The organism is Citrobacter sp. VF227 (assembly GCF_052950715.1).
Genome location: NZ_JBRFVF010000004.1, coordinates 39,837 through 52,732, shown reverse-complemented (window position 1 = coordinate 52,732; position 12,896 = coordinate 39,837). Strand labels below are relative to the sequence as shown.

Sequence of the window (12,896 nt, the reverse complement as noted above, 5' to 3'; positions counted from 1 at the left end):
AAAACAGGAAGAGGCCTCGCAAAAGAGACCTCTTCAGGGGACTTAATCGCAGGTGACAATCTTCATTGCCAGACCGCCGCGAGAGGTTTCGCGGTATTTGGCGTTCATGTCTTTACCGGTTTCGTACATGGTCTCGATAACTTTGTCGAGGCAGACGCGCGGCTCACTGGTACGGCGCAGCGCCATACGTGCGGCGTTAACCGCTTTCACGGACGCAATCGCGTTACGCTCAATGCACGGTACCTGTACCTGGCCGGCAACCGGATCGCAGGTCAGACCCAGGTTGTGTTCCATACCGATTTCCGCCGCGATGCACACCTGCATTGGGCTACCGCCAAGCAGTTCAGCCAGACCGGCCGCTGCCATGGAGCAGGCCACGCCGACTTCACCCTGACAGCCAACTTCGGCGCCAGAGATAGAGGCGTTCATCTTGTACAGTGAACCAATGGCGCTCGCGACCAGCATGTAGCGTGCCAGCGAGTTAGCGTTCACTTCGCGGATAAACTTGTCGTAGTAAGCCAGCACGGCAGGAACAATCCCGCATGCACCGTTAGTTGGCGCAGTGACTACGCGTCCACCGGCTGCGTTTTCTTCATTTACGGCCAGTGCGAACATGTTGATCCAGTCAACTACCGCCATCGGATCAGTGGTAGTTTTATCGCTACTAACCAGCATACGACGCAGCGCCGCCGCACGACGTGGAACGCGCAGTTTGCCCGGCAATACGCCTTCGGTGGTGATGCCGCGCTCAATGCCGCTGCGCATGACTTCCCAGACGTTGGCAAAGTGTTGTTCCAGCTCTTCTTTGCTGTGCAGCGCCAGTTCGTTTTGCATCATCAGACCGGAAAGCGACAGGCCGGTTTCCTGGCAATGACGTTGTAAATCAGCCGCAGATTTATACGGATACGGCACGTTTACCGGAGAGTTATTCGGTAAACCAAAATGTTCTTCATCAACGATGAACCCACCGCCAATGGAATAGTATGTCTGGCTGTAAATGGCTTTTTCGCCTGCCAGTGCGGTAATACGCATCCCGTTTTCGTGTAGAGACAAATTGTCCGTATGGAAGTTCATGCACTTGTCGACCGGGAATTCGACCTCATGTTGGCCGTCCGCCAGTAGCAAACGTCCATGAGTATTCACATCCTGGATAAAGGCCGGGATGGCATCAATATCGACGGTATCCGGCAGATTACCCGCCAGGCCCATAATAATCGCGATGTCGGTATGGTGACCTTTCCCCGTCAGAGACAAGGAGCCATAGACATCAACCACTACGCGGGTTACGTCAGTGAGAATTCCGCGTGCAATCAGGTCATCCGTGAATTGTTTGCCTGCTTTCATCGGGCCAACAGTATGGGAGCTGGAAGGGCCAATGCCGATTTTGAAAATATCGAATACGCTAATCATGAGGCGTCCATTGTGTATCGAGGTGCGCCGCCCCAAGGAGCGGCGCAGGGGAATTAACTGAACAGAGAGTAGAAAATAGCGGAGATAGCGATCAGGCCCATAATGACAACGAAGACGTTGCTGATATGGCCGCTGTACTTACGCATTGCCGGTACTTTCTGAATGGCATACATCGGCATCAGGAACAGAATCATCGCGATGATTGGGCCACCCAGGGTCTCAATCATACCGAGGATGCTCGGGTTCAGCGTTGCCACAATCCAGGTGGTGACCAGCATGAACAGCGCAGTGATTTTGTTCAGTTTGTTGATTTCGATGGATTTGCCTTTACCACGCAGAGACTTAATCACCATACCGTTGAAACCTTCACGCGCGCCCAGGTAGTGGCCGAGGAAGGATTTGGTGATAGCGATAATCGCGATGATCGGTGCCATCCAGGCAATGATCGGTGCGTTAAAGTGGTTCGCCAGGTAAGACAGGATAGAGATGTTCTGCTCTTTCGCCGCAGCCAGATCCGCCGGGGTCAGGCTGAATACGCAGCTGAAGACGAAGAACATAACGGTCAGTACCATCATGATGTGAGCGAATGCCAGAATCTTGGAGCATTTCTTCTCAGCTTCATCACCGTATTCTTCACGTTTCGCCACGGCGAAAGAGGAGATGATCGGTGAGTGGTTGAAGGAGAACACCATTACCGGAATTGCCAGCCACAGGGTCAACAGCAGACCGTTGCCGGTGGTTGCTGCAGAGTCAAAGGACAGGGTTTCCAGAACCGCGCCGCTCCACTGAGGGATCAGGTACAGCGCCAGCAGCATCAGGGCTGCAACGAACGGGAATACCAGGATGCTCATCGCCTTCACGATCATCTGCTCGCCGAAACGCACGATGGTCATCATGCCGACAATCAGGATCAGAGACAGAATTGCGCGCGGTGGCGGCGTAATGGCCAACTGGTGGGTCAGGAAGCTTTCCACGGTATTGGTGATTGCTACGCTGTAAACCAACAGAATCGGGTAGATAGCGAAGAAATAGAGCAGAGTAATCAGTTTACCCGCGCCAACACCGAAGTGTTCTTCTACTACTTCAGTGATGTCTTCACCCGGATTTTTACCGGACAGCACAAAGCGAGTCAGGCCGCGGTGTGCAAAGAAGGTCATCGGGAAAGCAAGGATCGCCATGATGATCAGCGGAATCATACCGCCTACGCCTGCGTTGATCGGCAGGAACAATACACCCGCGCCAATCGCCGTGCCGTAAAGGCCCAGCATCCACATGGTGTCTGTCTTGCGCCATGCGCTGCGGGTCTGGCCCGTAACGATAGTGCTGGTTTGAGTGTTTTCCATCTATTTCTCCTGGAGGAAGCTTAAAAAGTCGGGTTTTGGGTCAATCCAATGAAAAAGAACCCGACTGTAAATCAAAATTCGTTGAGCGATTTTTTATGTAATTTTTCGCCGTAATAATTTGCGGGCGGAAAGATACATTTAAGTAATGAATCTATCAGTGATCGCGATCTCAAATGCAATAATCCACCTTTTATGTGGATAAATTTGGACCATTAAGCTGTTAAAAAATAGTCAAAGCGAATTTACTGGCGCGAAGGCTAACATTAACGACATATATCATGAAAGCGAAGGTGCGGGGATACGAGGGTTACGCTACAAAAGATGTTGTTTTTAGAGGAATTTAGCGATTGATAATAATTTCCTAAGATAAATCACGGTTGGATTTTGTAGGCAATCGTTTGCCTTGCGTGTCATTTTTAAAGAAAAATCACTGATATCTATATAATGTTCCGAGCTATGTGACTGGTATCACTAAAAAAAGCCGGGTGGCTGATGCGCCAGCCCCGGCTTCGGTATGGACAAAATTGTCACCGCAAAAGCGACTGCTCGCGGATGTAGGTGGTCAGGCGCTAATCTCGTAGCAAGGGATATACGCAGAGCCTGGTAACTTCATGCGATGCTGTGCGACAAAGCCCTGCAGGAGATCGTCCATGCGGCGCATCATTTCGCGGTCGCCGTGGATTTTATACGGGCCAAACTCTTCAATGGCGCGGATCCCAACTTCCTTCACGTTACCCGCCACAATCCCCGAGAATGCACGGCGCAGGTCGGCCGCCAGTACTTCAACGGGCTGATCCGGGTACAGCTTCAGGTTAGCCATGTTTTCATGGGACGGCTCGAACGGCATCTGCAAATCAGGTGCAATACGAATCGACCAGTTAAAGCTATAGGCATCACCGGTGTCGCGGCGGTTCTCTTTCACCAGCGGCATCGCTTTTTTCATCAGGCGCGCCACTTCCGCAGCGTCGTCAATGATAATGCGATAGTGGCGACGCGCTTCTTCTCCCAGCGTGTGCACAATAAATTCGTCCAGCACGCGGAAGTAGTCGGCGCTCTCTTTTGGTCCGGTCAGGATCAGCGGCAACACCTGATCTTTGTTCGCCGGGTTCATCAGGATCCCCAGCAGATACAACAGCTCTTCGGCTGTCCCTACGCCGCCCGGGAAGATGATAATACCGTGGGCGATACGTACGAATGCTTCCAGACGTTTTTCAATGTCCGGCATGATGATCAGTTCGTTAACCAGCGGGTTAGGTGGCTCAGCGGCAATGATTGACGGTTCGGTCATACCAATAAAGCGGCTGTCTTTGTATCGCTGCTGGGCGTGACCGACCGCAGCGCCTTTCATTGGCGCTTCCATCGCCCCCGGACCGCAGCCGGTGCAGATGTTCAGTTCGCGCAGGCCTAACTGGGTGCCGACGCGACGAGCGTACAGGTACTCATTTTCGTTGATTGAGTGACCGCCCCAGCAGACGACCATATTAGGCGCTTCACCAACGTGTAGCGCGCGGGCATTACGCAGGATCGAGAATACCAGGTTGGTAATATGCACCGAGCTTTCGAGATCCAGATGCTGAAAACGGCCGGCGTTATGGATTTGGCCATTGACGAACAGAATGTCGCGCAGCACGGCGAACAGGTTGGCCTGCAGCGCGCGAATAATGCGTCCATCAACAAACGCATCTTCAGGCGGGTTGATCAGTTCCAGCTTCACGCCCCGTTCGCGGCGCAGCACGTTTATGTCGAAACTTTCAAAGCGTGACAGCAGCTCTTTGCTGTTGTCGGTCAAACTGCCGGAGTTCAGAACGGCAAGCGAACAGTTACGAAACAGTTGATACAGGTCGCTGCTGGCCGTGCGTTTAAGCAATTCGACTTCCAGCTGCGACAACATGTCCATTGAGCCAAGTGGGCTAATATGTGTAATCAAGTAAACTCCTTACGGGACGAGAGACATCATCCTCTATTGATTACAATAGCCCTGGCTTATGACCTTTCACAACCTTGCGCGCGGAATTCGACACGCAAAATTGAGAAAAAAGATTACTGACGTACCAGACGACCGGTTGCCGGAGTGAAATCGGTGTTAGTGCGCCATGGGTTAATGTCCAGGCCGCCACGTCGCGTGTAGCGCGCGTAGACGCTCAGTTTCTCCGGCTGGCAGAAGCGCAGAATGTCATTGAAAATGCGTTCCACGCACTGTTCATGAAACTCATTATGGTGGCGGAAGGAGACCAGGTAACGCAGCAGCTTCTCTCTGTCGATTTTACGTCCGCGATACTGAATTTGTATGGAGCCCCAGTCTGGCTGGTGGGTGATTAAACAGTTGGACTTCAGCAGATGGCTGACCAGCGTCTCTTCCACCGCTTTTTCACCGCTTACGGCATTTTCCAGATACTCAGTGCTGAACTGGTAGTTATCGATGACGATATCCTGATTGTCGATACAGGTGCCGTTAAAGTGGGCTATCGGCTGCCCTTCCATTTCGTCAAGGCGGAACAGCGCCACGCTGACATGGCCCTGAGCACAGGCGCGCAGGTCGTTTTCCAGCGTCTGGCGTACCGCTTCCCAGGAGTCAAAACGGGTCTGGTTAAAACTGTTCAGGTAAAGCTTAAAGCTTTTCGATTCAATCAGGTTGACGCTGGTGTAATCCAGTTCTACATGACCGACCGCGACCTGTGGTAAACCGTTGGCATTCAACCATGACAACTCATACAGCGTCCAGATATCGGCACCGTGAAAAGGCAGATTGTCAGCTTTTAAATCCAACGGATCGCGATTCAGGCTGCGTGGCACGCCCTGAAGCAGGCTGGCATCGTAATTATCCCGGTAATCTGTTGATTTACCGAGAGTCAGGCCGTCAAGCGCCTGATGATTTTCATAAGAGGACATGTTTCACCGTCATAAACCAGATACACTATGCGACAAGTGTATCCTGGCTTTTGTGAAGAGAGAAATCAGTGGACGAATTGACAGCGCAGGCGTTAACAGCCTTTACGACGCGTTATTGCGACGCGTGGCATGAGAAAAATGACAGCTGGCCGCTCAGCGAAGAGCTGTATGGCGTACCCTCTCCGTGTATCATTTCTTCCACAGGCGATGCGGTTTTCTGGCAACCACAGCCTTTTGTTGGCGAAGAAAACGTCAGTGCGGTTGAACGCGCTTTTGATATTGTGATACAACCTGCCATTCACGCTTTTTATACCACTCAGTTTGCCGGGGACATGCACGCACAATTTGCGGATGAGAAACTTACTCTTCTGCAAACCTGGTCTGAAGATGACTTCAGACGCGTACAGGAAAACCTGATCGGCCACTTGGTTACGCAAAAACGCCTTAAGCTCTCTCCTACGCTTTTTATTGCCACACAGGACAATGAGCTTGACGTCATTTCGGTGTGCAATCTGTCCGGTGAAGTGTGCAAAGAAACGCTGGGAACCCGTAAACGGACGGTACTTGCGGCCTCACTTGCGGAATTCCTCACTCAACTTAAGCCAGTTCTGTAATCCAGTTTACTCTGAACCTTGTGAGAGATCTCTTACAAACCCTGTAGGACATTGTCAGATAATGAGTGAAGACTTAACGAATGGGTAAAAATTTAATTCCTTATTATTCATGTTGTTAATGTTTTATTTTCCGCTTTCATACGAAAATAATCTTAAGGGTATGTCTATAAGCGTCTTGTAAGATAAGGCGAAACAGGCGATTCTATACCTGTCGACAAGGAGTCGTACAACGAAGAGAACATCAGGATGATGGCTTTTCGGCAGGACACACCAGGACGGTGTTGCAAGGACAGGCTTCAGGACGAAGCAAAGAGGAAAACGCTGGATGCGTTAAAGGACACCTCCAGGATGGAGAATGAGAGCCGGTCAGGATGTTCGGCGGGTCAGGATGGCCAGGACACTTCAGGATGAAGTTTTCATATCGGGGTGATGTGAGCAGGATGCAAAAGTTCAGGATGAACGCGGTCGCAAGACCACAGGAAAAGTTGTCACGGATGAGCAGGGAGCACTAAAAGTAGCTGGAATGCTGCGAAACGAACCGGGAGCACTGTTTTTACAGTGCTCCCTTTTTTTATTTCCCTTCACTAGTGCTATTCTTCGCGCCAGATTTTTTCATCATTGAGGTTAATTTCATGACGACTCATGACCGTGTGCGCCAGCAGTTACACACGCTTGAAGCGCTACTGCGTGAACATCATCACTGGCGGATGGATGAGCCCGCAGAGCATCTGTTTACCAGCACGCAGCCTTTTTGTATGGATACCATGGAGCCGGTTGAGTGGCTGCAATGGGTATTGATTCCGCGCATGCATATGCTGCTCGATAACGCGCAGCCGCTTCCGCAGGCTTTTGCTGTCGCACCGTATTACGAAATGGCGTTGGCTGCCGATCACCCACAACGCGAAATTCTCCTGGCGGCATTGCAGGAGCTGGATGCGCTGTTTACCAGTGATAACGCCTGATGCTGGAGATTCTCTATCAGGACGAATGGCTGGTTGCAGTCAATAAACCATCTGGCTGGTTGGTTCACCGCAGTTGGCTCGACCGGGATGAAAAAGTGGTGGTGATGCAAACGGTGCGCGACCAGATTGGTCAGCACGTTTTTACCGCCCATCGACTCGACAGACCAACCTCCGGCGTACTTCTGATGGGGCTATCCAGCGAAGCCGGACGGTTGCTGTCCCAGCAGTTTGAAGAGCATAAAATTCACAAGCGCTATCATGCGATTGTGCGTGGCTGGTTGATGGATGAGGCCGTGCTGGATTACCCGTTGGTAGAAGAGCTGGATAAGATCGCCGATAAGTTTGCCCGTGATGATAAAGGCCCGCAGCCTGCCGTCACTCATTATCGCGGCCTGGCAACGGTAGAAATGCCGGTGGCGACCGGACGTTATCCGACCACCCGTTATGGACTGGTGGAGCTGGATCCTAAAACCGGTCGAAAACACCAGCTCAGACGCCATCTGGCGCACTTGCGCCATCCGATTATTGGCGACAGCAAGCACGGTGATTTACGGCAAAACCGCAGCGCCGCGGAGCATTTCGGTTGTCAGCGATTAATGCTGCATGCCAGCCAGCTTGCGCTGACCCATCCTTTCACCGGCGAACCGCTGGTTATTCGCGCCGGGCTGGATGACGTCTGGATGCAGGCATTGTCACAATTTGGCTGGCGTGGACTTCTCCCTGAGAATGAAAGGGTTGAGTTCGTCGAGCGGTCAGGTCAGGATGAGCAGATAGATTCTTAAGTCCCAGGAGATTACGGTTATGGCGGAAATTGGAATTTTTGTCGGCACGATGTACGGAAACGCACTGCTGGTTGCTGAAGAGGCCGAGGCAATTTTGACGGCACAGGGTCATAAAGCCACGGTGTTTGAAGATCCGGAGCTCAGCGACTGGCAGGTATATCAGGATAAATATGTGCTGGTGGTGACCTCAACGACCGGGCAGGGCGATCTGCCCGATAGCATCGTGCCGCTGTTTCAGGGGATCAAAGATAATCTCGGTTTCCAGCCAAATCTGCATTACGGAGTCATTGCGCTGGGCGACAGCAGCTACGTTAATTTCTGCAATGGTGGCAAACAGTTTGATGCGCTGTTACAGGAGCAAAGCGCACAGCGCGTGGGTGAAATGTTGCTGATTGACGCCAGCGAACATCCTGAACCAGAAAGCGAATCCAACCCCTGGGTAGAAAACTGGGGAACCTTGCTCAAATAATCTCTCGCCCGTACGGGCATACAACCCCCATTTGAACCGTAGGCCGGGTCAGGCGAAGCCGCCACCCGGCAATAAAACCCCAATTACGTGAACTAACTTCCACTGCTTTGGGCTTATGCCCCAAACAAATTCTTACTGCCTCTCTAATGTTGTGTTCATGCACGGTGAGGGTAAGAGCCACTCCTTCATATACTTTTCCCGTCAGTTCCCGGAAAGGCAGCGAGTCAGAATAAAACGGCCCTGAGCTGTACCAAAACTGCCACACACTAACCTCTCATTCTGATCACCCTACAGGTGCTGTACAGAATGAACTGGCGACAGCCAAGATTCAGGAGTGCAACAATGAGTTCATTAAGTCAGGCGGCGAGCAGCGCGGAAAAACGCACTAACGCTCGCTACTGGATAGTGGTGATGTTGTTTATCGTCACATCCTTTAACTACGGCGATCGCGCCACTTTATCTATTGCCGGTTCGGAGATGGCCAAAGACATTGGCCTGGATGCCGTCGGGATGGGGTACGTCTTCTCCGCATTCTCATGGGCCTATGTTATCGGTCAGATCCCTGGCGGCTGGTTGCTCGACCGCTTCGGTTCAAAACGTGTTTATTTCTGGTCCATCTTTATCTGGTCCATGTTTACCCTGCTGCAGGGCTTCGTCGATATCTTTAGCGGCTTCGGCATTATCGTTGCGCTGTTTACGTTGCGATTCCTTGTCGGTTTAGCTGAAGCACCTTCCTTCCCTGGCAATAGTCGGATAGTTGCGGCATGGTTCCCGGCACAGGAGAGGGGCACGGCAGTCGCAATCTTTAACTCTGCGCAGTACTTTGCCACCGTTATTTTTGCGCCAATCATGGGGTGGCTGACCCACGAAGTGGGCTGGTCGCATGTGTTCTTCTTTATGGGCGGCCTCGGGATTGTTATCAGCTTTATCTGGCTGAAGGTGATTCATGAACCAAACCAGCACCCGGGCGTAAACCAAAAAGAGCTGGAGTACATTGCTGAAGGCGGGGCGCTGATCAACATGGATCAGGCGGCCGCCAAAGCTAAAGTGCCGTTCAGCGTGAAGTGGGGGCAAATCAAACAGCTGCTGGGCTCACGGATGATGATCGGTATTTACATCGGGCAATACTGCATTAACGCGCTGACCTACTTCTTTATCACCTGGTTCCCGGTTTATCTGGTGCAGGCTCGCGGTATGTCGATTTTGAAAGCCGGTTTTGTCGCTTCGGTTCCGGCCATTTGCGGATTTGCAGGCGGCGTGCTCGGGGGCATTATTTCCGACTGGCTGATGCGTCGTACCGGTTCGCTGAATATCGCCCGTAAAACGCCAATCGTACTCGGCATGCTGCTGTCGATGGTGATGGTGTTCTGTAACTACGTCAACGTGGAGTGGATGATCATCGGCTTTATGGCGCTGGCCTTCTTCGGCAAAGGTATCGGTGCCCTGGGCTGGGCGGTGATGGCTGATACTGCACCTAAAGAGATCAGCGGTCTGAGCGGCGGTTTGTTCAACATGTTTGGCAACATCTCCGGCATCGTCACGCCAATTGCTATCGGCTACATCGTAGGGACCACCGGCTCGTTTAACGGCGCGTTGATTTACGTCGGGGTGCATGCGCTGATTGCGGTGGTGAGCTATCTGGTGCTGGTGGGTGATATTAAACGTATCGAACTGAAACCTGTCGCAGGACAATGATGATGACAACACAATCAAGCCCCGTTATTACCGATATGAAGGTCATCCCGGTGGCCGGTCATGACAGCATGCTGCTAAATATTGGCGGTGCGCACAATGCATATTTCACCCGCAATATTGTGGTTCTTACCGATAACGCCGGCAATACCGGCGTCGGTGAAGCGCCGGGCGGCGAAGTGATTTATCAGACGCTGGTTGACGCTATTCCGATGGTTTTGGGTCAGGAAGTCGCGCGCCTGAATAAGGTGGTTCAGCAGGTGCACAAAGGTAATCAGGCCGCTGATTTTGACACCTTTGGCAAAGGCGCCTGGACGTTTGAGCTACGGGTAAACGCGGTGGCAGCGCTGGAAGCGGCGCTGCTCGACCTGTTGGGCAAGGCGCTCAACGTACCGGTCTGTGAACTTTTAGGGCCGGGCAAGCAGCGCGATGCGGTCACCGTGCTCGGCTATCTGTTCTATGTGGGCGATCGCACAAAGACCGATTTACCGTATCTGGAAAGCACGCCGGGAAACCATGAGTGGTATCACCTGCGTCACCAGCACGCAATGAATAGCGAAGCCGTGGTACGTCTGGCCCAGGCTTCTCAGGATCGCTACGGTTTTAAAGACTTCAAACTCAAAGGCGGTGTACTGCCTGGCGAGCAGGAAATCGACACCGCTCGTGCGCTGAAAAAATGCTTCCCGGATGCGCGTATTACGGTTGATCCCAACGGTGCCTGGTTGCTGGATGAGGCCATCTCCCTGTGTAAAGGCCTGAACGATGTGCTGACCTACGCCGAAGATCCGTGCGGCGCTGAACAGGGCTTTTCCGGGCGCGAAGTGATGGCCGAGTTCCGCCGTGCAACTGGTTTACCGGTAGCAACGAACATGATAGCCACCAACTGGCGTGAGATGGGCCATGCGGTGATGCTGAACTCAGTCGATATTCCGCTGGCCGATCCGCACTTCTGGACCCTTTCCGGCGCGGTACGCGTGGCACAGTTATGCGATGACTGGGGACTGACCTGGGGCTGCCACTCTAACAATCATTTTGATATTTCGCTGGCGATGTTCACCCACGTTGGCGCCGCTGCGCCGGGCACCCCGACGGCTATCGATACCCACTGGATCTGGCAGGAGGGCGATTGCCGTCTGACCAAAAATCCGCTGGAGATTAAGAACGGGAAAATTGCTGTTCCTGACGCGCCTGGACTGGGCGTAGAGCTGGACTGGGATCAGGTTAACAAGGCTCATGAAGCCTACAAGAGACTGCCCGGCGGCGCGCGTAATGACGCGGGTCCAATGCAGTATCTGATCCCCGGATGGACTTTTGACCGTAAACGTCCCGTTTTCGGCCGCCACTAATTTTGAATAAGGACTTAATGATGAGCGCACAATTTACTACCCCAGTCGTGACCGCGATGCAGGTGATCCCGGTTGCGGGTCATGACAGTATGCTGATGAACCTGAGCGGCGCACATGCTCCATTCTTCACGCGTAATATTGTGATTATCAAAGATAACTCCGGCCACACCGGCGTGGGTGAAATTCCCGGCGGAGAAAAAATCCGCAAAACGCTGGAAGATGCGATCCCGCTGGTGGTAGGCAAAACGTTAGGTGAATACAAAAACGTGCTGAATGCGGTACGCAATACTTTTGCCGATCGTGATGCGGGCGGTCGCGGTTTGCAGACCTTTGATTTACGTACCACTATTCATGTGGTTACCGGGATCGAAGCGGCCATGTTGGATCTGCTGGGTCAGCATTTGGGTGTTAACGTCGCCTCTCTGCTGGGTGACGGACAACAGCGTAGCGAAGTTGAAATGCTGGGTTATCTGTTCTTTGTCGGCAACCGTAAAGCGACGCCGCTGCCGTACCAGAGTCAGCCGGATGAGAAGTGCGACTGGTATCGCCTGCGTCATGAAGAGGCGATGACTCCGGATGCGGTAGTGCGCTTGGCGGAAGCTGCGTATGAGAAGTATGGTTTCAACGACTTTAAACTGAAAGGCGGCGTGCTGGCCGGGGAAGAGGAAGCGGAATCTATCGTTGCGCTGGCGAAGCGTTTCCCGCAGGCCCGCGTGACGCTGGATCCAAACGGCGCGTGGTCGCTAAATGAAGCGATTAAAATTGGTAAGTACCTGAAAGGATCGCTGGCGTATGCGGAAGATCCTTGTGGCGCCGAGCAGGGCTTCTCCGGTCGTGAAGTCATGGCGGAATTCCGTCGTGCCACTGGCCTGCCGACCGCCACCAATATGATCGCCACCGACTGGCGTCAGATGGGGCATACCCTGTCATTGCAGTCAGTGGACATCCCGCTGGCGGACCCGCATTTCTGGACGATGCAGGGTTCTGTCCGCGTGGCGCAGATGTGCCATGAATTCGGGTTAACCTGGGGCTCGCACTCTAACAACCACTTTGATATTTCACTGGCGATGTTTACGCATGTTGCGGCGGCGGCTCCGGGCAAAATTACCGCGATCGATACCCACTGGATCTGGCAGGAAGGTAACCAACGCCTGACCAAAGAGCCGTTTGAGATTAAAGGCGGCATGGTGCAGGTACCGGCAAAACCGGGTCTGGGTGTGGAGCTGGATATGGATCAGGTGATGAAAGCCCACGAGCTGTATCAGCAACATGGGCTGGGGGCGCGTGATGATGCGATGGGCATGCAGTATCTGATCCCTAACTGGACGTTTGATAATAAGCGTCCGTGCATGGTACGCTAAGTGAGCTGGGACCGCTCCCAATCGGTGG

At 52.8% G+C, this 12,896-nt stretch carries 11 protein-coding genes; 7 read left to right on the top strand and 4 right to left on the bottom strand.

Annotated features, from left to right (window positions below):
• Positions 1-42 precede the first annotated feature (42 nt).
• The 4 genes from ACU8YC_RS14805 to queF all read right to left on the bottom strand — a co-directional run bounded on the left by ACU8YC_RS14805 (position 43) and on the right by queF (position 5,642).
• Positions 43-1,410, bottom strand: a complete 1,368-nt coding sequence (locus tag ACU8YC_RS14805; RefSeq protein ID WP_151218261.1) for an L-serine ammonia-lyase — start codon at positions 1,408-1,410, stop codon at positions 43-45.
• A 53-nt stretch (positions 1,411-1,463) separates the two neighbouring features.
• Positions 1,464-2,753, bottom strand: coding sequence for an HAAAP family serine/threonine permease (locus tag ACU8YC_RS14800; protein WP_151218260.1), 1,290 nt, complete (start codon positions 2,751-2,753; stop codon positions 1,464-1,466).
• 562 nt (positions 2,754-3,315) lie between these two features.
• Positions 3,316-4,680 (bottom strand): nucleotide 5'-monophosphate nucleosidase PpnN, encoded by a 1,365-nt coding sequence (gene ppnN / locus ACU8YC_RS14795; RefSeq protein WP_446895487.1) that lies wholly within the window; start codon positions 4,678-4,680, stop codon positions 3,316-3,318.
• A 113-nt stretch (positions 4,681-4,793) separates the two neighbouring features.
• Positions 4,794-5,642 (bottom strand): NADPH-dependent 7-cyano-7-deazaguanine reductase QueF, encoded by an 849-nt coding sequence (queF, locus tag ACU8YC_RS14790; protein ID WP_151218259.1) that lies wholly within the window; start codon positions 5,640-5,642, stop codon positions 4,794-4,796.
• Between the two features lie 68 nt (positions 5,643-5,710).
• Between queF and syd the strand changes: the two genes are divergently transcribed.
• The 7 genes from syd (at position 5,711) to gudD (ending at position 12,868) form a co-directional block, all read left to right on the top strand.
• Complete coding sequence (syd, locus tag ACU8YC_RS14785; protein ID WP_151218258.1) at positions 5,711-6,256, top strand: SecY-interacting protein; 546 nt, start codon at positions 5,711-5,713, stop codon at positions 6,254-6,256.
• 632 nt (positions 6,257-6,888) lie between these two features.
• Positions 6,889-7,218, top strand: coding sequence for a YqcC family protein (locus tag ACU8YC_RS14780; RefSeq protein ID WP_151218257.1), 330 nt, complete (start codon positions 6,889-6,891; stop codon positions 7,216-7,218).
• On the top strand, positions 7,218-8,000 hold the full coding sequence (gene truC, locus ACU8YC_RS14775) for a tRNA pseudouridine(65) synthase TruC (RefSeq protein ID WP_151218256.1): 783 nt from the start codon (positions 7,218-7,220) through the stop codon (positions 7,998-8,000). The genes ACU8YC_RS14780 and truC overlap by 1 nt, the downstream gene beginning before the upstream one ends.
• 19 nt (positions 8,001-8,019) lie before the next feature.
• Positions 8,020-8,469, top strand: coding sequence for a flavodoxin (locus tag ACU8YC_RS14770; protein WP_003846536.1), 450 nt, complete (start codon positions 8,020-8,022; stop codon positions 8,467-8,469).
• A gap of 342 nt (positions 8,470-8,811) precedes the next feature.
• Positions 8,812-10,164, top strand: coding sequence for a galactarate/glucarate/glycerate transporter GudP (gudP, locus tag ACU8YC_RS14765; protein ID WP_003034105.1), 1,353 nt, complete (start codon positions 8,812-8,814; stop codon positions 10,162-10,164).
• Positions 10,165-10,166: 2 nt separating this feature from the next.
• A complete protein-coding gene (locus ACU8YC_RS14760) occupies positions 10,167-11,507 on the top strand; it encodes an enolase C-terminal domain-like protein (protein ID WP_151218255.1) in 1,341 nt (446 codons plus the stop codon).
• A 20-nt stretch (positions 11,508-11,527) separates the two neighbouring features.
• Positions 11,528-12,868 carry a glucarate dehydratase gene (gene gudD, locus ACU8YC_RS14755; protein WP_151218254.1) on the top strand — a complete coding sequence of 447 codons (1,341 nt, stop codon included), beginning with the start codon at positions 11,528-11,530 and terminating at the stop codon, positions 12,866-12,868.
• The last annotated feature ends 28 nt before the right edge of the window (positions 12,869-12,896 follow it).